10 protein-coding genes and 1 pseudogene are annotated in these 21,155 nt (G+C 70.2%); 4 read left to right on the top strand and 7 right to left on the bottom strand.

Annotation, left to right across the window (positions count from 1 at the left end):
- Positions 1-63 precede the first annotated feature (63 nt).
- A complete protein-coding gene (locus ACQR3U_RS20950) occupies positions 64-10,689 on the bottom strand; it encodes a non-ribosomal peptide synthetase (RefSeq protein ID WP_230811385.1) in 10,626 nt (3,541 codons plus the stop codon).
- A 137-nt stretch (positions 10,690-10,826) separates the two neighbouring features.
- On the opposite strand from ACQR3U_RS20950, the gene ACQR3U_RS20955 reads away from it, so the two are divergent.
- Entirely contained in the window at positions 10,827-11,702 is an 876-nt protein-coding gene (locus ACQR3U_RS20955; RefSeq protein ID WP_230811384.1) for a siderophore-interacting protein, read from the top strand.
- A gap of 85 nt (positions 11,703-11,787) precedes the next feature.
- Here the strand turns inward: ACQR3U_RS20955 and ACQR3U_RS20960 are convergent.
- The 4 genes and pseudogenes from ACQR3U_RS20960 to ACQR3U_RS20975 all read right to left on the bottom strand — a co-directional run.
- Positions 11,788-11,889 (bottom strand): annotated as a pseudogene (locus ACQR3U_RS20960) (aspartate 1-decarboxylase); the annotation flags it as partial.
- A gap of 33 nt (positions 11,890-11,922) precedes the next feature.
- Positions 11,923-12,609 carry an isochorismatase family protein gene (locus ACQR3U_RS20965; RefSeq protein WP_039584592.1) on the bottom strand — a complete coding sequence of 229 codons (687 nt, stop codon included), beginning with the start codon at positions 12,607-12,609 and terminating at the stop codon, positions 11,923-11,925.
- Between the two features lie 161 nt (positions 12,610-12,770).
- Positions 12,771-14,066: a serine hydroxymethyltransferase gene (gene glyA, locus ACQR3U_RS20970; protein WP_230811383.1), complete on the bottom strand. Its 1,296-nt coding sequence runs from the start codon at positions 14,064-14,066 to the stop codon at positions 12,771-12,773.
- Between the two features lie 95 nt (positions 14,067-14,161).
- Complete coding sequence (locus ACQR3U_RS20975; RefSeq protein ID WP_064060078.1) at positions 14,162-15,352, bottom strand: hypothetical protein; 1,191 nt, start codon at positions 15,350-15,352, stop codon at positions 14,162-14,164.
- A gap of 151 nt (positions 15,353-15,503) precedes the next feature.
- On the opposite strand from ACQR3U_RS20975, the gene coaA reads away from it, so the two are divergent.
- A complete protein-coding gene (gene coaA, locus ACQR3U_RS20980; protein ID WP_230811382.1) occupies positions 15,504-16,436 on the top strand; it encodes a type I pantothenate kinase in 933 nt (310 codons plus the stop codon).
- Between the two features lie 49 nt (positions 16,437-16,485).
- Here coaA and ACQR3U_RS20985 read toward each other — a convergent pair whose 3' ends face one another.
- Positions 16,486-17,253 carry an isoprenyl transferase gene (locus ACQR3U_RS20985; RefSeq protein WP_006553884.1) on the bottom strand — a complete coding sequence of 256 codons (768 nt, stop codon included), beginning with the start codon at positions 17,251-17,253 and terminating at the stop codon, positions 16,486-16,488.
- 157 nt (positions 17,254-17,410) lie between these two features.
- Between ACQR3U_RS20985 and trhA the strand changes: the two genes are divergently transcribed.
- Both trhA and ACQR3U_RS20995 read left to right on the top strand, forming a co-directional pair.
- Entirely contained in the window at positions 17,411-18,079 is a 669-nt protein-coding gene (gene trhA / locus ACQR3U_RS20990) for a PAQR family membrane homeostasis protein TrhA (protein WP_019288732.1), read from the top strand.
- A gap of 74 nt (positions 18,080-18,153) precedes the next feature.
- Positions 18,154-19,071, top strand: coding sequence for a mechanosensitive ion channel family protein (locus tag ACQR3U_RS20995; protein WP_230811381.1), 918 nt, complete (start codon positions 18,154-18,156; stop codon positions 19,069-19,071).
- Positions 19,072-19,135: 64 nt separating this feature from the next.
- On the opposite strand, the gene ACQR3U_RS21000 is transcribed toward ACQR3U_RS20995, so the two are convergent.
- Positions 19,136-21,130 carry a thioredoxin domain-containing protein gene (locus tag ACQR3U_RS21000; protein WP_064255771.1) on the bottom strand — a complete coding sequence of 665 codons (1,995 nt, stop codon included), beginning with the start codon at positions 21,128-21,130 and terminating at the stop codon, positions 19,136-19,138.
- Positions 21,131-21,155 lie beyond the last annotated feature (25 nt).

Here is a 21,155-nt window from a genome sequence, read left to right on the forward strand (position 1 = left end):
TCCCACGGATGCCGCGACGAACCGCGGGCGCATACCGACTAGCTAATGGTTAGGCTAACCATACTAGGCGCCCGAGGGGGTGCTGAAACCTGCTCCCACCGGCGCGTTCATCGCCGTCGTCCAGGCCTCGGACAGCCCTCGGATCTCCTCGCAGGAAATTCGTCCGTCCGACCGCATCGTGGCTGTGAATATACGACCGCCCGCTTTCTCCTCGATCCGCACCGACAGCTCGAGGGCGCGCCCGCACGGGGTCCGCCGCTCCGTCGGCACCGTGTCGATCCGGACGAGAACGTCGGGCCGGGCCAGTGCCATGAAGGCCGGTGCGGCCTGGGCGTTGAGGTGCCGCAGCAGCGCGTAACCAGACCCGTCCCCGGGCACCGCGTCCACGGCGGCGGCCACACCGGTCGACACCGCGTCCGGATCGTCGGCGACGGGTACCCGCACGGGCACACCGACGGCGAACGGACCCACGGTCCGGGTACAGTCCGGCTCGCCGTCGGAGAATTCACGTGCGTCGCGTTCGATCTCGACGAGCAAATGTGCCGGCGCGGCCTCGCGGACGCGTCCGACGGCGACTGCCAACGCGGTCACTGCCGCGACAGCGAGGTCCTGCCCACCGGACGGACCGGCGTTGACCTCGACTGCGGCGATCTCGACCGGATCGCCGACGGGGAGCACCGCGGTGCTCAGCGCGGCGCCCGGGGCGAGGACCTGCACCCAGTGCGCCAGTTCCCCGAGCAGCGCCGGGTCCTGCGCGCGCTCGTTGATGCGGGTCGCGAGTCCCTGCGCGGTGGCTGCGGGAACGGCAACCGGTCCCCCGGTGACCGCCGCAGCCAGGTCGGCGGCGAGCACGCCGACGGAGACACCGTCGGCGACGATCGGGTGGACCGCCACCACGAGTCGACCGGTCTGCCCGGTGGTCAGCCACACGGCCGAGAGCACCGGTCCGGCCTCGGGGTCGAGAGCCTCGGCGGCCTCGGTGCGGGCCTGCTGCTCCGCTGTTGCGAGGTCGGTGGTCTCGACGACCCGTACCGGTACCTCGGCGCCGGCGGGGTGGGTGTCGAGCGACCACAGCACCGAGGCCACGCGGGTGAGCCGCATGCGCAGCGCATCGTGAGCGGCGACCACCGTGCGCACGGCACCCGTCGCCTTCTCCTCGTCCGCCGGGGTGTCGACGGCGAACACGAGTGCGGCTCCGGCCGGCTCTGCACCGATCTCTCGCAGTGCGTGCACGGCCGGCGGCACGGGCACCGGGCCCGGTTCCCGGTCGTCCACGGGGCCCGTCGGCTGCTCCTCCGTCTCGGCGAACCGCGCGACGGCGGCGAGACCGGCCGGGGTGCGCCACCGGAAGATCTCGCGCGGGCCGAATTCGATGCCCTTGCGGCGCGCGGCCGTGACGACCTGCATCGAGACGATGCTGTCGCCACCGAGCGCGAAGAAGTCGTCGTCCGGTCCGACGACGTCGAGACGCAGTGCCTCCTCGAACAATTCGCACAGTGCGGCCTCGGCGGGGGTCTCCGGGTCGCGGCGCGTCGTCGCGGTCGGTTGCGGATCGGGAAGTGCCCTGCGATCGAGTTTGCCGTTCGGTCCGAGCGGCAGTACCTCGACCACGGTCACGGTCACCGGGACCATGTGATCGGGCAGGGAGGTCGCGGCGTGCGCGAGTAGATCGGCCGGTTCGACGGTGCGCCCGGACAGGGGCACCACGTAGCCGGCGAGCATGCCGTCGCGCACCACGACGGCGCTCTGCGCGACGTTCGGATGCGCGACCAGCGTCGCCTCGATCTCACCGAGTTCGATGCGCAGGCCGCGGAGTTTGACCTGCCCGTCGGCGCGGCCGATGTAGTCGAGTTCGAGGCCCGCGCCGCGCTCGCGCCACCGCACGAGGTCGCCGGTGCGGTAGAGCCGCTCCCCCGCGTCGCTGTAGGGGTCGGCGACGAACCGGCCCGCCGTCAGGCCCGCGCGCCGGTGGTAGCCGCGGGCGAGCTGGACACCGCCGAGATACAACTCGCCGACGACGCCCGGCGCCACGGGCCGGAGCCGCTCGTCGAGGACGAGGGTGCGGGTGTTGTCGATCGGCCGTCCGATCGGGACCCACGGAATGTCCTGCGCCGGAATCGGTGCCGCGGTGACGTCGACGGCCGCCTCGGTGGGGCCGTAGAGGTTGTGCAGTTCGGCGTCGACGAGGGTGTGGAAGCGGTCGCGATGGTCGGCGGTCAGCGCCTCACCACTGCAGATCACCCGGGTCAGGCGCAGTGCCCGGTCCTGCTCGGCGGCGAGCACGTCGAGCAACGCCGCGAGCATCGACGGCACGAAGTGCGCCGTGGTGATCGACTGCCGGGCGATCACAGCGCGCAGATAATGCGGGTCGCGGTGACCGTCGGCGGTCGCGACGACGAGCGTGGCGCCGGTGATCAGCGGCCAGAAGAACTCCCACACCGACACGTCGAATCCGGACGGGGTCTTCTGCAGCACCCGATCCTCGGCGGTGAGACCGTATTCGTCCTGCATCCACCGCAGCCGGTTGGCCACGGCGCGATGGCCGACGACGACACCCTTCGGGGTTCCGGTGGATCCGGAGGTGTAGAGCACGTACGCCGCGCAGTCGAGGGGCATCACGGTCGGTGCTGCGACCGGATCTGCGGGATCGGTTCCGACGGAACCGGATTCGTCGACCTCGAGCACCGGCACACCGGAGTCGAAGGTCATCGCCACACCGGCGGCCGCCACGACCGCGACGGGCTGCGCGTCGGAGAGCATGTACGCGAGTCGCTCGGCGGGATAGTTCTCGTCGAGCGGCAGATAGGCCGCACCGACGCGGTGGATCGCAAGGAGGGCGATCACGAGAGCGGTGCTGCGCGGAATCGCCACGGCCACGACGGCATCCATTCCTACTCCGGGAACGGCACGCAGATGCCCGGCCAGAGCGGCGACGGCACGGTCGAGTTCGGCGTAGGTCCACCGCCGTCCGGTGGCGTCGTCGACGAGCGCGAGGGCATCCGGTGTCGCAGCGACCTGCTGCGAGAACAGCTCGGGGACCGTGCGATCGGGACCGTCGTCTCGGACCGTGCCGATCTCCGCTGCCACCAATGCCTTCCGGTCGTCGACGGTGAGCACGCTCAACTGCGACAGCGAGGCGTCCGGATTCGCCGCGATCTCCGCCAGCAGAGCCGTGAGTCGCTGCACGAATCCGTCGACGGTGCCGCGGTCGAACAGGTCGGTCGCGTACTCGATGCGACCGCGGATCCCGCCGTCGTCGGTCTCGGCAAGGTCGAAGGTCAGGTCGAACTTCGACGTGCCGGTCTCGACGAAGACCGGTTCGGCGTCGAGTCCGGGCATGCGGATCTCGTCGAGGCGGTCGCGGTACTGCACCATGATCTGGAACAGCGGCTGGCGTGCGAGCGACCGTGCCGGGGCGAGTCGTTCGACGAGCACCTCGAACGGCAGGTCCTGGTGAGCATAGGCGTCGAGGTCCACCTCCCGGACCTGCGTGAGCAGGTCGCGGACGGTGGGGTCGCCGGACAGATCGGTGCGCAGCACGAGCGTGTTGACGAAGAAGCCGACGATCCGGTCGAGGGCGGCGTCGGGACGACCCGCGACGGGAGTGCCGAGGACGATGTCGTCCCCGGCGCCGTGCGCGCGCAGCAGTACTGCGACGACCGCGTGGGTGAGCATGAACATCGTCGCGCCGGATTCGGCGGCGATGTCGGCGAGTGCTTCCCGGGTGCGCGGGTCGACGGTGAACGGGACCGCGCCGCCGCGGTAACTGCTGACGGCCCCGCGCGGCCGGTCGTGCGGAACGGCGAGTTCCTCGGGTGCGCCGTCGAGGACGCGTGCCCAGTACTCGGTCTGGACCTCACGCAGAGACTCGTCCCCGGTACCGAGACGTTCGTCCTGCCAGAGAGTGAAGTCCCGGTACTGCACCGGCAGCGGCGCAGGCGCGGGTGCCCCGGTGGTCACGTGCGCGTACCAGGCGGACAGGTCGGCGACGAGCGGCGTGGCGGACCACTCGTCGGCGGCGATGTGGTGCACGAGCACCAACAGGCGCGCGTCGTCGGGAGCGGTGCGCACGAGCGTCGCGCGGATCGGCAGGTCGTGGGCGAGATCGAACGGACGGCCCGCCTCCTCGGTGAGCAGCACGTCGAGATCCGCCGGGGCGGCGTCGACGATCCGCAGGTCGACGGTGCAGTCCTCGGCGGGCAGCACCCGCTGGTAGCCGATCTGCTCGACGTCGTCCTCGTCCGGCTCGGTGAACACCGTGCGCAGCGTGTCGTGCCCGGCGATCAGGTGCTGCAGGGCACCCCGCAGAGCGTCGACGTCGAGCGCGCCGCGCAGCCGCATCGTGTACGGGATGTTGTAGGTCGCCGACGCGCCCTCGAGGCGGAAGAGGAACCACAGCCGGCGCTGCGCCGCCGACATCGGGACGAGATCGGCGTGGTCGCGGCGCACGAGTTCGGGTCCGACGGCGGTGGCCGGGACCGTCGCCGCGAGTCGCGCGGGGGTGCGCAGATCGAAGATGTCGCGGATCGACGGGTTCCGGCCGGTGCGCATGCGCAGCGCCGCGGACAGACGTGTCGCGAGGAGCGAATTGCCGCCGAGGGCGAAAAAGTCGTCGTCGGGGCCCACCTGGCGGACACCGAGGAGTTCGGCGAGCACCTCGCACACGACGCGTTCGTCGTCGGTCGCCTCGCGCGTGCTGTGGCTCTGTGCGGGATCGGGCAGAGCCGCGCGGTCGACCTTGCCGTTGGGCAGGGTCGGCATGGCGTCGAGCACGGCGAAGACCGAGGGAATCATGTAGTCCGGCACCACGGTCCGCAGATGGTCCTGCAGGTCGATGGCCGCCGAACGCGGCGCGGCCGGATCGGCGACGACGTAACCGACGAGCAGATCGGTCCCGGACGCGGACGGGCGCACGGTGACGAGGGCCGCGGTCACCGCCGGGTGCCGCAGCAATGTGGCTTCGACCTCGCCGGGTTCGATGCGGAAACCGCGCAGGCTCAGCTGGTGGTCGGCGCGCGAGACGAACTCGAGTTCTCCGGAGGCGTTGCGCCGCACCAGGTCCCCGGTGCGGAAGAGCCGGGTGCCGCTGCCGGTGGGGTCGGCGACGAACCGCGCCGCGGTCAGATCCGGGCGGCCGAGATAGCCGCGGGCGGACTGCACTCCCCCGACGTAGAGTTCGCCGGTCACGCCGTCCGGGACGGGACGCAGGTGCCGGTCGAGGATGCGCGCGGTCACGCCGTCGACTGGGGCACCGATGCGGACGCGGTCGACGTCGGAGCCCGGCGCCGTCCAGATCGTGACGTCGCCGGCGACCTCCGATGAACCGTACGAGTTGATCACCCGTGCGCCCGGCAGTGCCGCGATCACGCTCGTGCCGAGGGGTTCTCCACTGAGGAACCATGTGTCGACGAGTTCCGCGGCCTCGGGGCGCAGGGCCGCGAGGGTCTCGGCGAGGCTGGGCACCGCGGTGAGCATCCGGACGCGGTGCCGGACGACGAGATCGGCGAGGGTCTCGGCGTCGCGGGAGGCGGCGTCGTCGGCCAGGACCATCGTCGCGCTGGAGAGAAGACCGGCGAACAGCTCGGTCGATCCGTCGATGAAGCTCAGCGAACTCTTGGCCAGGCGCACGTCGTCGCCGGCCGGGCGGACGCGTGCCGCCTGCCAGGCCAACCGGTTCGCCAGCGCCGCAGCGGTTCCGACGACACCCTTGGGCACACCCGTCGAACCGGAGGTGTAGACGACGTACGACCCGTCCGCCGGATGCAGCGGTCGGCTGCGGTCGAGGTCGGTGATCGGTGCGTCCGAGTAGCCTTGCGCCGCCTCGGCCAGTGCGGCGAGGGTCAGCTCCGGTGCCTCTCCGGGCACGGCGCCTTCCGTATCCACAAGCACGAGATCGGGTGCGGCGTCGGTGAGCATGAACTCGATGCGCGCCGGAGGGTACGACAGGTCGACGGGCAGGTAGGCGGCACCGGAGACCACGACGGCGGCCAGCGCCACCACGGCGGCGTCGGACCGTGCCGCCGCGACCGCGACGACACTGCCAGGCCCGACACCCCGTTCGGCGAGCGCGCGAGCCGAACGGTGCACGCGCGCCCCGAATTCCCGATAACTCGACGTCTCGGTGCCGAACACGAGCGCCGGGTGATCCGGGCGGGCGGCGAAGGCCGCCGCGAGTAGGTCCGGCAGCAGCTGCGTGGTGGCGGGCACCGTCGCGACGGTGTCGGCGGCGCGCTCTTCGTCGGTGCGCAGGTCGATCGATGAGAGGTGTCGCGGTTCGGGGTCGGCGAAGGCCGCGAGCACCGACAGCAGACGCTGCCCGAGGGTCCGTACGCTCGTACGGTCGTAGAGGTCCTCGGCGTACTCGAAGCGGATCGACAGGCCGTCGTCCGCGTCGACGAAGTCGACGGTGAGATCGAACTTCGACGTGCCGGTGGACAGATACGACACGGTCGCGGTGGTGTCGCCGATCTGCGGGACGACCGGTTCGGTGCGGTACTGCACCATCGTCTGGAAGAGCGGGTGCCGCGCGAGCGACGGGGTGACACCGACGGCGTCGACCACCTCGTCGAAGGGCACCTCCTGGTGGGCCAGGGCGGCGAGGTCGGCGTGCCGTACGCGCGTCAGAATCTCGGCGGTATCGGGATCGCCGGACAGATCGGTGCGCAGGGCGATGGTGTCGACGAAGAATCCGACGATGTCCTCGAGTCCGCTGTCGGCGCGACCCGCGACGGGCGCGCCGAGCACGATGTCGTCGCCCGCCCCGAGCGCGGTGAACAGGGCGGCCACGGCGGCGTGGGTGAGCATGAACATGCTCGCCCCGGAACGGGAACACGTATCCCGAAGGGCCGCAGACAGTTCCGAACCCACCTGCACGTGTACCTCGCCGCCGCGGTGGCTCGGCACCGCGGGTCGCGGACGGTCGTGTGGCAGGGCGAGTTCCTCCGGTGCTCCGGCAAGGGTGGAGCACCAGAACGCGAGGTCGCGGTCGCGGAGCACGGCGGCGGCGGGGTCGTCGGCGAGACCGCGCTGCCACACCGCGAAGCCCGCGTATTGGGGACGCGGCGCGTCGTCGGGCACACGACCCGCAGAGAGATCGGCGTAGGCGGCGGCGAGGTCGGCGAAGACCGTCTCGGCCGACCACTCGTCGCCGGCGATGTGATGCACGACGAGCAGCAGCACCGCGTCATCCGGTGCGCGTCGCACGAGATGCGCACGGAACGGACGGTCCTGTCCCAGATCGAAGGATGCCCGCGCGGCCGCGTCGAGAAGTGCCGCGGCATTCCCGTCGCGCGCCTCCGCGACCTGCAGGACCGTCGACGGCGTGTCGGCGACGACCTGCACGGGCTCACCGTCGACGACGTCGACGACGGTGCGCAGCACCTCGTGCCGGGCGACGACGTGCACCAGCGCACGGTCGAGCAGGCCGGCGTCGAGCCGGCCGCGCAGTTCGAGGGCGAAGGGGATGTTGTAGGTCGGCGACGGTCCCTGGGCACGATCGAGGAACCACAGACGTTGCTGGGCCGACGACAGCGGGATCCGCGCCGGTCGCGGTCCTGCGACGAAGCGGGGACGTGTCGGGCTCGCGCCGTCGACCACCACGGCCAATTCGGCCACGGTGGGAGCGTCGAAGACGTCGCGCAGCGACACCTCGACGTCCAGCACCGAGCGGATCCGGGCGACGAGACGGGTGGCGGACAGCGACGTTCCGCCGAGGGTGAAGAAGTCGGCGTCGACACCGACGGCCGGGAGTCCGAGCAGGTCGGCGAATACACCGGCGAGGGTGTGTTCGGTGGCGGTCTCGGGATCGCGACCGGTGTCGGGGGCGCCGATCTCCGGGGTGGGCAGTGCCTTGCGGTCGACCTTGAGGTTCGCGGTGAGCGGGAACTCGTCGAGCACGACCGTCAGCGACGGCACCATGTACTCGGGCAGACGTGTGCGGAGGAAGTCGTGCAGTGCTGCGCTGTCGACGTCGGTGCCGGTCACGTAGCCCACGAGGCGGGCCGCACCGGTGGCGTCGGGCCGGGCGACCACGACGGCCTGCGCCACACCGGCGAATTGCGCTGCGGCGGTCTCGATCTCACCGAGCTCGATGCGGTGTCCGCGGACCTTGACCTGGTCGTCGCCGCGTCCGAGATACTGCAGGGTGCCGTCGGCGGTCCAGCGCACCAGATCGCCCGTGCGGTACATCCGGCCGGCGCCGAAGGGATCGGCGACGAAGCGGGCCGCGGTGAGGTCGGGGCGGCCGCGGTAGCCGCGCGCGAGCTGCTGCCCCACGACGTACAGCTCACCGGCCGCGCCGACCGGCACGGGCTGCAACTGCCGGTCGAGCACGCGCACACCGGTTCCCGGATAGGGGCGGCCCACCGACCCGGTCCACGGCAGATCCGGCGCGACCGGAGCGGAGGTGCACCACACCGTCGCCTCGGTGGGGCCGTACATGTTGACGACCGAACACGCTCGCGCGGCGAGGGTTCCGGCCAGGACGGCGGGCAGGGCCTCGCCGCCGACGAGCACGTCCGCACCGGCGAGATCCAGACCGTCGTGTTCGACGATCGCGCCCCACAGCGACGGGGTGGCCTGGATGCAGTTCACCGACTCGGTGGCGGCGAGCGCGGCCAGCGCCGCCGGATCGCCCACCTCGTCGTCGCCCGCGAGCACGAGGGCCCCACCGCGGCACAGCGGCACGATCAGTTCGAGCACCGAGATGTCGAACGACAGGGTGGTCAGGGCGAGAAGCCTAGTGTGCGTGCCGATTCCGGCGAGATCGGTCGCAGCGTCGACGAAGCGGGCGAGTGCGCCGCGCGAGAGCACGACACCCTTCGGCCGGCCGGTCGAACCCGAGGTGTAGATGACATATGCCGACTGGTCGGGCACGACTCGCTCGGAAGGTGTGGTGCCGACGGGGACGTCGCCGCGCCAGTGCAGGACGCCGTCACGGAAGACCGCCGTGGCGTCCGGGGTCGATGCGCCGAGACGGTCGGCGAAGTCGTCGGTGGTGAGCAGGATCGCCGGTCGCGCGTCGTCGAGCATGTACTCGAGTCGCTCGGCGGGGAAGGCGGGATCGAGCGGCAGGTACGCCGCGCCCGTCCGCAGCACGGCGAGGAGCGCGACCACCATGTCGGCGGTGCGTGGCAGCGCGAGCGCGACCGTCACCTCGCACCGCGCACCAGCCCGTGCGAGTTCGCCTGCGACGGCATCGATGCGCGCGTCGAGTTCGGCGTAGGTGAGACGGTCGGCGCCGGCGACGAGCGCGGGTGCGGCACCGGCGGCGGCCACCTGCGCGTCGAACAGATCCATCGCGTCGGGCGCGAAAGACTCGGATACGACTCCGTGCCAACGGGATTCGAGATCGGCGCGGAAATCCGGGTTCAGCAGGTCGGCGTGGGCGAGAGGACGTTCGTCCGCGTCCTCCCGGGCGGCGAAGGTGAGCAGTCGCGCGATGGCCGCGGCGTGACCGGCAACCTCCTCGGCGGTGTACCGGTCGGCGTCGGCGTCGAGGGTCAGTTCGAGTGCGCGGGTGCTGTCGACACGACGGGCGACCACCGCGAGGTCGTGGACGGGACCGCGCGCGAGCGAGTGCACGGTGGCGGTCGCGTCGCCGAATCGCACGGTGTCGCCGAACGGCTTGATGTTGACCGTCGGGCCCACCGGACCGGGACTGGTCGCGGGCAGACGCAGGTCGCGGTGGATGTCCTCGCCCCGGTAGCGACTGTGGCGTCCCTGCGCAGCGACGGTGGCGCGCACGTCGGCGGCGAGCGCCGCGAGACTCGCCTCCGGAGCGACCTCGATGCGGAGGGGCACGACATTGACGGCGGTGGTGAGCACCTTCGCGGCGACGCTGCCCATCCGGTTCATGGCCGGGAAGCCGAGCACCACGTCGCGGACCGCGGTGACCCGGCCGAGATAGGCGGCGGTCGCGGCGGTGACGAGGTCGGGCCAGCCCACCCCGGCGCGGCGTGCCGCTACGTCGAGCGCCTCGGCGACGTCCCCGGGGACCTGCACCGATTCGGTGACCACCGCGCGGGCGAGCGAGGACGCGGCCGGCACCGCGGTCTCCGCGAGGCCGAGCGCGTCGGGTGCACCATGCAGCGTCTCGGTCCAGAAGTCGCGGTCGGCGACGATGCGCTCGCCGCTGCGGTACTCCTCGTCCTCGGCGACGACCTGCTCGACGGAGCCGAAGGTCGCGGGCGGGACGTCCTCGCCGCGCACGAGTGCGGTGTACACGGCGACGATGCGGCGTTCGACCAGGCTGTAGCCGTAGACGTCGAGCAAGGCGTGGTGGGCGCGCAGGAACAGCAGGACACGGTCCGGTCCGAGGACGAACACCCGGGCGCCGATGCCGGCTTCGGCCGTCGGATCCATCGGCACGCGCAGGATCGCGCGCATCGTGTCGACGGCCGTCCACCGCGGATCGGCGTCGGCGGTGAGGTCGGTGACCTCGATCTCCGGCGCCGGATGGGCACCGGGGAACTGGACGGGCACCTCGTCGACGACGGCGATCCGGGCGCGCAGTCCGGCGGATTCGTCGAAGACCGTGTGGACGGCGCGGGCGAGCACATCCGGATCCATGGCGCCGTCGATCTCGAGGAAGTGCCCGGTGACGAGTGTCGCGTTCGAGGGGTCGATCGTCTGCGCGAACCACATTCCCGCCTGGGCAGCGGTCAACGGCAGAGGCACGATCGATTCCACGGGTACTCCTCGGCATTCCTGGACCCGCCCCCTCGGATCCGCCCCTCCGTCCAGATATAGTTAGGGCCGCCTAACCATACCAGCAGCGACGCGCCCGCCCGAATTGTCCGGCCGGTCCCGTCCGGAAGGAGCTCACCATGCCGGTGACGACGCCCCCGACCCGCGTCTCCCTGCCCATCGTCCTGCGGCGCCTGACCGTGCTCCGCGCGGTGGACGTGACACCGCGGATGCGTCGGATCACCCTGGGCGGCGAGCAGCTCGGTGCCTTCCGCAGCGGCGACTACGATGCCCCGGCGTTCACCACCGAGGGTGCCGACGACTACGTCAAGATCTTCCTGCCCGAACCCGGCAGCGACACCCCTGCCCTGCCCGAACAGCACGACGGGCACCTGCACTGGCCCCGCAAGCCCGCACCCGTGACCCGCGCCTACACGGTGCGTCGCTTCGATCCCGTGGCCGGGGAGCTCGATCTGGACTTCGTCCTGCACGGACACGGCCCCGCCGGTAACTGGGCCCGCACCGCCGAACCCGGCAGCGTGCTCCACCTCGCGGGACCCAAGGTCGCGATCATCCCGCCGCAGGGCGCCGACTGGTGGCTGCTCGCCGGCGACGAGACCGCACTACCCGCACTGGGGCGCTTCGTCGAGACCTACGGTGGCACGGTGCCGATGCACGCCTTCGCGCTGGTCGACGGTCCGCAGGAGGAACAGTCCGATCTCGCGGGCGTGACGTGGGTGCACAGCCGTCCCGGCGTCTCCGACGCCACCGTGCTCGCCGAGGCCGTCGAGTCGGGTGCGCCGCGCGGCGGTGAGGGCTGGATGTGGATCGCCGGCGAGGCGTCGATCGTGAAGGAACTGCGCGCCGTGTCGAAGCGACTCGGCATCGCCAAGCCGATGCTCGACGCGTCGGGCTACTGGCGCAGCCCCGAGTCCGATCGCCCGCTGGCCCGCCTGCGGCTGCTGCGCGAGCAGGCCGTCGAGACGCTCGAGGCGCGTCGTCGCGGCACCACCTAGGCGATTCCTGTGTGCTCTGTTTCGGTGTTCTCGACCGCGCCTGGCGACGTCGAGAGCACCGAAATCGCTTCCCGCGTCAGCGCGGTGAGAGTTGGTCGCGGTCGATCGTCACCGATCCGACGTAGTGCAGATCCGCGTGGGTGACGGTCGCGCGATGGATCTTGCCGGACAGAAGAATTCGCTGCATGTGCTGAAGTTCCCGATTCTCGGACCGTGCCGGTCAGCGCAGCGATGCGGTGAGTTCTTCGGTCTCGCGGTCGCGGCGACGCGCTGACGCGGTGATCGACTCGATCAGCGCGTCCGTGGTCTCGACCCGGCCGACCCGCTTGGCGACGTACTGGAGCGCCATGAGGTGCTCGTCGCGGGAGAAGTCGGCGGTGGCGTCGAGGGCCATGAACGGCGCGACGTCGCTCATGAAGGCGTCGGCGGCGCTGAGCATACAGCCCATGTGTGCGTAGACGCCGGTGACGATGAGCTGGTCGCGGCCGTTGTGCGCGAGCAGCTGACGGAAGTCGGTGCGCTGGAACGCCGAGTAGCGCCACTTGGTGACCTGGATGTCGTCCGGGCCGGGGGTCAGTTCGTCGATGACCTCGGTGTCGCGGCCGGTGCTCAGCCCGACGCCCCAGAAGTCGGCAAGGATGCCGCGACGCGACGGATGCTGGTCGCCGGGCTGCATCGTGTAGACGACGGGGATACCGGCGGCCAGGCACGCCTCGCGGAGGCGGACGATGTTGGGCACCACGGTCGCGAGGGGTTCGGCATCGCGCCGGTAGGCGTCGATGAAGTACTTCTGCATGTCGTGGATCAGCAGTGCACAGCGGGACGTATCGATCGTCCAGTCCACCCGAGCAGCGGGAATCTCGTCGCTGGTAGGCAACTCGTACGGATCGATGCTCGGGATGGCCATGCGACTTCCTTCTGCTGTTCGGGGTACGCGTGCGGGCACCGACAGTGTCGGCATGCGTAGGCTACCCTAACCAGCCCTACGGTGGGATGTCTCGACCCCTGGTACGCCGACCGGCCCGCACCGGAGATCGGTGCGGGCCGGTCGGCGACAGCAGGAAGCCGTCAGATCAGACGCCAGTCCTCGAGGCCCTCGTACAGCGGCACGGACTGTGCCAGGGCGCTCACGCGGGTCCGCAGCGACTCGGCGTCGGCGCCACCGACGAGCGTCTGCGCGATGATCTCGGCGACCTCGGTGAACTGCTCGTCGCCGAAACCGCGGGTCGCGAGCGCCGGGGTGCCGATGCGCAGGCCCGAGGTGACCATCGGGGGACGCGGATCGAACGGCACGGCGTTGCGGTTGACGGTGATGCCGACCTCGCGGAGGGCGTCCTCACCCTGCTGGCCGTCGAGCTGCGAGTTGCGCAGGTCGACCAGGACCAGGTGCACGTCGGTGCCACCGGTGAGCACCGAGATGCCCTTGTCGGCGACGTCGGACTGCGACAGGCGGTCGGCGATGATCCGGGCACCGGAGAGGGTGCGCCGCTGGCGGTCCTTGAACTCGTCGCTCGCGGCGATCTTCAGCGCGACGGCCTTCGCCGCGATCGCGTGCATGAGCGGTCCGCCCTGCTGGCCGGGGAAGACGGCCGAGTTGATCTTCTTCGCCCATTCCTGCTTGGCGAGGATCAGGCCGGAACGCGGGCCACCGAGGGTCTTGTGCACGGTGGTGGAGACGACGTCGGCGTAGGGCACCGGCGACGGGTGCAGGCCTGCGGCGACCAGACCGGCGAAGTGCGCCATGTCGACCCACAGGTAGGCACCGACCTCGTCGGCGATGGAGCGGAAGGCGGCGAAGTCCTCGTGGCGCGGGTAGGCGGACCAGCCGGCGACGATGACCTTCGGCTTCTCGCGCAGCGCGATGTCGCGGACCTCGTCCATGTCGATGCGGTGGTCGTCCTTGCTGACCCCGTAGGACGCGACGTCGTACAGCTTGCCGGAGAAGTTGAGCTTCATGCCGTGCGTGAGGTGGCCGCCGTGCGCGAGGTCGAGACCGAGCAGCTTCTCGCCGGGGGTCATCAGCGCCATGAGCACCGCCGCGTTCGCCTGCGCACCCGAGTGCGGCTGCACGTTCGCGAAATCGGCGCCGAAGAGCTCCTTGGCGCGGTTACGGGCGAGGTCCTCGACGACGTCGACGTTCTCGCAGCCGCCGTAGTAACGACGACCGGGGTAACCCTCGGCGTACTTGTTGGTCAGGACGCTGCCCTGGGCCTGGAGGACGGCGCGCGGCACGAAGTTCTCCGACGCGATCATCTCGAGCGTGTCGCGCTGACGCGACAGCTCGCCGGCCATGGCCTCGGCGACCTCGGGATCGAGGTCGTTCAGTGCGGCAGTGTTCACGTCGGCGCCGGGCGCAGCGGTCATCGAGGTTTCTCCAAGCAGAGGACGTCAGGGATACGTCCTCCAGTCTACGAAGGCCGTCCACCGCTCCGGAAGCCGGTCCCCGAGCGACCTGCGGTTCACCGCAGGCTGCTGGGCACCAGGGGTTCGTCGAGCAGGCGCCGGAAACGGTCGGCGCGCTCGGCTCCGGCCGGAACCTGCCCGAGCCAGCTGCCGAGGAGCCGGTAGCCCTCCACATAGGTGCTGATATAGGCGCGCCACAACGGCGACGACAGGAACCGCAGCGACTGCCGGGCACGTTCGGGGCTCGACAGCGACCAGCGCTGCAGGAATTCCACGACCTCGTCGTGGCTGCGCCCGCGGTCGTGGAGCAGCAGCGCGGCGTCCTGCCGCACCGAGAGCAACTGCTCGGACGCCTCGGACAGTTGCTCGGCCAGTTCGCCGTCGAACCGGAGCCCGAGATCGGCGTAGATGTCTTGTGCCCACTCCCCCCAGCCCGGGCCGACGATCGCTTCGAGCGCAAGATCGGCGAGCCCTTCCGCCATGAGGCACTGCGGGGTGTTGACGAGGAACAACGTCTGCTCGGCCTGACCGCCGGCGACGAGACCGGCCTCCTTGCGGCAGTGCTCGGTGTGGTGCCCGGGATACGCCTCGTGCGCGATCAGCCGCGGCAGGTGCGCCATCGTCTGTTCGAGATCGGAGTTGATCGCGACCCGCGAACGGTAGTCGCCGAGGTAGTAGTTGAAACCCGACCACGGCTTGTCGCCGACGATCTCGTACTCGACACGCTCGGTGTCGGGCAACGGGTAGACCGCCCGCACCTTCTCCCGTAGAGCGCTCGAGAACGCGTCGACGCATTCGGCGAGACGATCGGCGGGGATCACATCGGACTTGCGGTGGGCCTGCATCCGTTCGGTGAGCGATCCGGTGCCGGGCAGCAACGCATCGAGGCGACGGTGCGCGTCGCGGTAGGTGTCCTCGTCGCCGGGCGCGATGCGGACGTCGAAGTATGCCTCGACCTCGTCGACGAAACCGATCTCCTCCCCCGCGAACTTGCGGGCCGAGCAGTCGAGGGCGCGCAGATGCACGTCGAGGAAACGGGTGCGCTCGTCGGACAGTGCCGCACCGGGAAGTTCGTCCCGCAGGCGTCGCGCGGTGTGTGATAGATCACGGGGATCGGGGGTCGGGGCGTTCTCGACCTTCCGCCGCAGCGCGGGATCGCCGGTGTAGGCGTCGACGTACCCGTCCTCGAGCCGGTCGAAAGCCAGGCCCAGCAGCAGATATTCGTTCACGAAGTCGTCGGCTCCCATACCGGCCGAGCGTAGTCGCTCGTCGGCGACCCGACACGGGAGAACCCGCCGGGGTGGGGACCCCGGGGAGGCATCCGCCTGTGTCAGCGAGCACAATCCGTTACATGGACATGCAACGCCGCATCCGCCGCGCCACCGGGAAGCCGTGCCGATGGCTCGTCTGAACGAACCGAGCCCGTATGTCGAGTTCGACCGCAAGCAGTGGCGGACGCTGCGGAAGTCGACTCCCCTCGTCCTCACCGAGGACGAACTCATCGGGCTTCGGGGCCTGGGCGAGCAGATCGATCTCGCGGAGGTCGCGGAGGTGTATCTCCCCCTCGCCCGGTTGATCCACCTGCAGGTCGCAGCGAAGCAGCGGTTGTTCGCCGCGACCGCGACCTTCCTCGGGGAGAAACATCCCGACCAGCAGGTGCCGTTCGTGATCGGTGTGGCCGGTTCGGTGGCGGTCGGCAAGTCCACCACGGCCCGTGTGCTGCAGGCACTGCTGGCACGCTGGGACCATCACCCGCGGGTGGATCTCGTGACCACCGACGGGTTCCTCTACCCCACCAAGGAACTGGTTCGGCGCAACGTCATGCACCGCAAGGGTTTTCCCGAGAGCTACGACCGGCGCAAACTGCTGCGGTTCGTCACCGAGGTCAAGTCGGGAGCGAAAGAGGTTGCGGCGCCGATCTACTCCCACATCTCGTACGACATCATCCCGGGTCAGTACCACATCGTGCGGCAGCCGGACATCCTCATCATCGAGGGTCTGAACGTGCTGCAGACCGGTCCGCGGTTGATGGTCTCCGACCTGTTCGACTTCTCGATCTACGTCGACGCGCGTATCGAGGACATCGAGAAGTGGTACGTGGAACGCTTTCTCGCGCTGCGTAAGACGTCCTTCGCGGATCCCGAGGCGCACTTCCACCACTACGCGAACCTGTCGGACCGGGACGCGATGAGTGCCGCGAAGGAGATCTGGCACTCGATCAACCTGCCGAACCTGGTGGAGAACATCCTGCCGACGCGTCCCCGCGCGACCCTGGTCCTGCGCAAGGACTCGGATCACGCCATCAACCGGCTCCGGTTGCGCAAGCTCTGACGCGCCCCGCCGCTCAGCCCTGTTCCAGGCGCCGAACCGGCGGGTGCCGTCAGGCGCCGAACCGGCGGTGCCGGGCGGCGTAGTCGCGCAGCGCGCGCAGGAAGTCGACCCGGCGGAACTCGGGCCAGTACGCCTCGGTGAACCAGATCTCCGAGTAGGCGGACTGCCAGAGCAGGAATCCGGACAGTCGCTGCTCGCCGGAGGTACGGATCACAAGGTCCGGATCGGGTTGACCGGACGTGTAGAGGTGGCTGTCGACACCGTCGACCGTCACGGACTCGACGAGCTCTTCGCCACGCAACCCCTGCGCGTAGCGCACCCGCAGGAGCGACTGCACCGCGTCGACGATCTCCTGGCGACCGCCGTACCCGACGGCGACGTTGACGTGCGTGCCCGTCCGGCCCGCGGTGCCGGCCGCGGCCTCGTGCAGCCGCTTGGCGTGGTCGGCCGGGAGCAGGTCGGTGGTGCCGACGATCTTCACGCCCCAGTTCTGGCCGGGCGCGGAGATCTCCTCCACCACGTCGGAGATGATCTCGAGCAGAGCATCGAGCTCCTCCGGGTCGCGCCGGAGGTTCTCGGTGGACAGCAGGTAGATCGTCGCCGTTTCGATACCGGCCGCGTCGCACCAGCTCAGCAGCTCGGCGATCTTCTTGGCACCTTCGCGGTGGCCGTGACTGACGTCGGTGAAGCCGTTCTCGCGCGCCCAACGCCGATTGCCGTCGCACATGACCGCGACGTGTCGCGGATGCCGTGCTCCGTCGAGTTCCTTCAGCAGCCTGCGCTCGTAGAGCCGGTACAGCAGTCCGCGGACGCTCACCCCGTCATCACCACGCGAGTCACATTACGCCCAGGCGTACGGACGGTCGCGTCGGTGGTCACAGAGTCTCCCGGAGCGCCCTCACGGGCTGTAACGTGACGACGGAACAAACCTACGGGTGCGTAGGTTACTGATCGGTACCGAGAGGAGCGCACGCATGACGGCATTCGGCCTCGAGGAACTACCCGTCAAACCGCGGATGCGCGGATGGATCCACGCCTGGGCCTTCGGTGTGGCCGTCATCGCCGGCGTCGCCCTCGTCTCGGCCGCCGCCTTCCTCGCCGACCGCCCGGACGCCGTACTCCCCGCGACCATCTACAGCCTCACCGTGTGCGGTGTGTTCGGCGTCAGCGCGCTCTACCACCGCCTGAACTGGGGGCCCCGGTCCCGCGTGTGGATGAAGCGCGCCGACCATTCGATGATCTTCGTGTTCATCGCCGGCAGCTACACCCCGTTCGCGACACTCGCCCTGCCCCCGGAGTCCGGGCGACCGCTGCTGATCGTCGTGTGGGCGGGCGCGCTGGCGGGCGTGGCCCTGAAGATGCTGTGGCCTACGGCGCCGCGCTGGGTCGGTGTGCCGCTGTATCTGCTGCTCGGATGGGCCATCGTGCCCGTTGCCGGACAGTTGGTCGCCGAAGTCGGTCTCGCTCCCATGCTGCTCCTGCTGTTCGGAGGGCTGTTCTACAGCGGAGGAGCGATCCTCTACGCGACCCGCTGGCCCGATCCGTGGCCCGCGACCTTCGGGCACCACGAGTTCTTTCACGCGGCCACGGTCATCGCGGCACTGTGTCACGCGATAGCGGTGTGGCTCGTGATTCTCGGTTGAAACCTCACCGACCGCTTCGTGCAACTTCTCACACCACCTGAAGCATCCGGCACCCGTTTGTAGACTCGCGGGGGATGTCTATTCCGTTGCTCGCCTTCGAACTGACCGAGACCAACAGGGACTGGCTGATCCACCGGCCGCTCGCGATCGTGAGTTACATCGTCGTCGCGATCGTGCTCCGCTTCGTCCTCCACCGACTGATCGACCGCATGACGAAGCCGCGTGAGAAATCCGGCAAGCCCCGCCGATCGTTCCTCGCACCGCTGCAGGAACGCGCCGAACGCGCCATCGGTGATCCCTACGCGCGCGAACGCCGGATCCAGCGTGCCCAAACGATCGGCTCGGTATTCAAGTCCGGTGTGTCGGTCGTCGTGCTCGTCTGGGTGGTGCTGCAGACGCTCGACACGCTCGGCTTCAACGTCGCGCCGTTCATCGCCTCGGCCGGTATCGCCGGCGTTGCTCTTGGTTTCGGTGCGCAGAACCTCGTGCGGGACTTCATCTCGGGCATGTTCATGCTGCTCGAGGACCAGTACGGTGTGGGCGACGTGGTGGACCTCGGCGACGCGGTGGGCACCGTCGAGTCGGTCGGCCTGCGCGTGACGACCGTCCGCGACATCGACGGCACCCTGTGGTTCTGCCGCAACGGCGAGATCCTGCGCGTCGGCAACATGAGCCAGGGCCACGCGGTCTCCGTGATCGACGTACCCATCGCACCGACCTCCAATGTCGACCGCGCCTGCCAGATCGCCCTGCGGGCCGTACTCGACAGCGTCGAACGCGAGGACATCGCACCCGACGTCCTGGAGAAGCCCGAACTGCTCGGGGTCAACTCCGTGACGGCGGGTGCGGTGACGCTGCGGCTGACCGTGCGCGTGCGCGCCGGCAAGCAGTGGGCGATCCGCCGCAGTCTCACCCGCGCGGTGCTCGAGGCGTTCGATCAGAACGGCATCGAGTCGCCGAACGTCGCGGTCGCAGCCGCCGTGAGCAGCTAGACCCTCGAAGTAGAGGACCGAGCGCACCGATGCACCGCCCCTGGCACCGCCTGGCCTCGACGAGTCAGAGCGCGGCGAGCACCTCGCGCAGATCCGTCTCCGTCGTCACCGGCCGATCGCACACGAAGCCCCGGCACACGTAGGCCGCGGATGCTCCGTCGACGAGCGGCCGACCATCGAGCAGCGGCGACGAGTCGGGTTCGCCGCCCACCACGATCGCTCCCCCCGGTGCGAGCCGGCGCGCGAGGTCGAGGAGTGCGCCGCCACCCGCGACGGCGACCTGCAGCGGACCGCGCACCGACGCCTCGGCCACGGTCAGCCAGTGCCCTCCGGCACGCGGCGCTTTCTCGAGCAGGATCGAGGCCGCCGACAGCGACAGCGCGGCGGCATCGGCGTAGCGGGGGTCGTCGTGCACCAGCGCGGACAGACCGAGCAACGCCTCGGCGATCAGCGACGCCCCCGACGGCGTCGCCCCGTCGACCGGATCGCGCGGCCGGGCGACCAGCGATTCGGCGTCGTGCGCGGTGTCGAACCAGCTCCCGGGACGTTCCGGATCCGCGAACTGCGTGAGCGCGACGTCGGCGAGTTCTCGCGCGCGCTCGACCCAGCTCCGATCCCCGGTCCCCTGATGGACGGCGAGCAGCGCGGTGACGAGTGCTCCGTAGTCCTCGAGCACGCCCACCGGAGATCCGACGACACCTCCGAGCGACGCGCGGCGCAGTCGTCCATCGACGAGGTGCCGGTCGAGCAGGAACCGCGCGCACCTCGCCGCCGCGTCGATCCAGGCGGGTTCGCCCAGTGCGATGCCGGCCTCTGCCAGTGCAGTGATCGCGAAGCCGTTCCACGCGGTGACGACCTTGTCGTCGCGTCCGGGTTGCGCGCGATCCTGCCGGGCCGCGAACAGGCGTGCCCGCACGTCGGCGAGACGGGCCGGATCGTCGGGCTCGTCGAGCAGCTGCAACACCGAGGTGCCGTGTTCGAAGGTGCCGCCGGGAGTGACGGTGAAGGCCTCCGCGGCCCACCGGCCGTCGTCCGCACCGAGCACCTCGACGAGCTGGTCGGGGGTCCACACGTAGGTCAGGCCCTCGACCCCGTCCGTGTCGGCGTCGAGCGCCGAGGCGAATCCGCCGTCGGTGGTGAGCAGGTCGCGCAGCAGGAATTCGGCGGTCTCCCGGGTGACCCGCGTCGGCAGTTCCGCGCCGGTCACCCGCGCGAGGTGCGCGTACAGCCGTAGGAGCAGCGCGTTGTCGTAGAGCATCTTCTCGAAGTGCGGCACCGTCCAGGCGGCGTCGACGCTGTAGCGGGCGAAACCGCCACCGAGCTGGTCGTAGATCCCACCTCGCGCCATCGCGTCGGTCGTGCGCTCGACGAGACCGAGCGTGTCGGCGGAGCGCGTGCGCTCGTATCCGCGCAGCAGGCCCTCGAGCAGGTTGGACGGCGGGAACTTGGGTGCGCCCCCGAAGCCGCCGTGTTCGCGATCCTCGTCGGTGGCGATCGCAGCGGCCGCCGCGTCGAGCAGGACCGCCTCGACAGCGGCCTCCCCGACGGGCAGTCCCCCGCTGCTGCGACGGAGTTCGGTGGCCACGGCGTCGGCGGCCTGCGAGACCTCATCGCGCCGGTTGTGCCAGGTCTGGGTGATGGCCTCGAGAAGTTGGACGAAGGACGGCATGCCGCCGCGCGGCGTGTTCGGGTAATACGTGCCGCAGTAGAAAGGCGAGCCGTCGGGGGTGAGGAAGCAGGTCATCGGCCATCCGCCCTGACCGGCCATGGCGACGGTCGCGTTCATGTAGACCGCGTCGATGTCCGGCCGTTCCTCACGGTCGACCTTGATGCACACGAAGTTCTCGTTCATGACAGCGGCCGTGGCCTCGTCCTCGAACGACTCGTGTGCCATGACGTGACACCAGTGGCAGGCCGCGTACCCGATCGACAGCAGGATCGGCACGTCGCGCTCGCGCGCCTCCGCGAGCGCGTCGTCGCCCCATTCCTGCCAGTGGACCGGATTGTCGGCGTGCTGCCTCAGATAAGGGCTCAGGGCGTCGGCCAGTCGGTTCGCCATGCCCCCACGCTACGGAAGGAGCACC

Origin of the sequence: Rhodococcus sp. IEGM1339, assembly GCF_050321925.1 — a bacterium.
Classification (GTDB): Bacteria; Actinomycetota; Actinomycetes; order Mycobacteriales; family Mycobacteriaceae; genus Rhodococcus; species Rhodococcus pyridinivorans.

What these genes read in the sequence shown, in the direction of transcription:
- ACQR3U_RS20965 (WP_039584592.1), bottom strand. Translation starts at nt 12,609, where the DNA reads ATGGCCATCCCGAGCATCGATCCGTACGAGTTGCCTACCAGCGACGAG.
- trhA (WP_019288732.1), top strand. Translation starts at nt 17,411, where the DNA reads ATGACGGCATTCGGCCTCGAGGAACTACCCGTCAAACCGCGGATGCGC.
- coaA (WP_230811382.1), top strand. Translation starts at nt 15,504, where the DNA reads ATGGCTCGTCTGAACGAACCGAGCCCGTATGTCGAGTTCGACCGCAAG.
- ACQR3U_RS21000 (WP_064255771.1), bottom strand. Translation starts at nt 21,130, where the DNA reads ATGGCGAACCGACTGGCCGACGCCCTGAGCCCTTATCTGAGGCAGCAC.
- ACQR3U_RS20975 (WP_064060078.1), bottom strand. Translation starts at nt 15,352, where the DNA reads ATGGGAGCCGACGACTTCGTGAACGAATATCTGCTGCTGGGCCTGGCT.
- ACQR3U_RS20995 (WP_230811381.1), top strand. Translation starts at nt 18,154, where the DNA reads ATGTCTATTCCGTTGCTCGCCTTCGAACTGACCGAGACCAACAGGGAC.
- ACQR3U_RS20955 (WP_230811384.1), top strand. Translation starts at nt 10,827, where the DNA reads ATGCCGGTGACGACGCCCCCGACCCGCGTCTCCCTGCCCATCGTCCTG.
- glyA (WP_230811383.1), bottom strand. Translation starts at nt 14,066, where the DNA reads ATGACCGCTGCGCCCGGCGCCGACGTGAACACTGCCGCACTGAACGAC.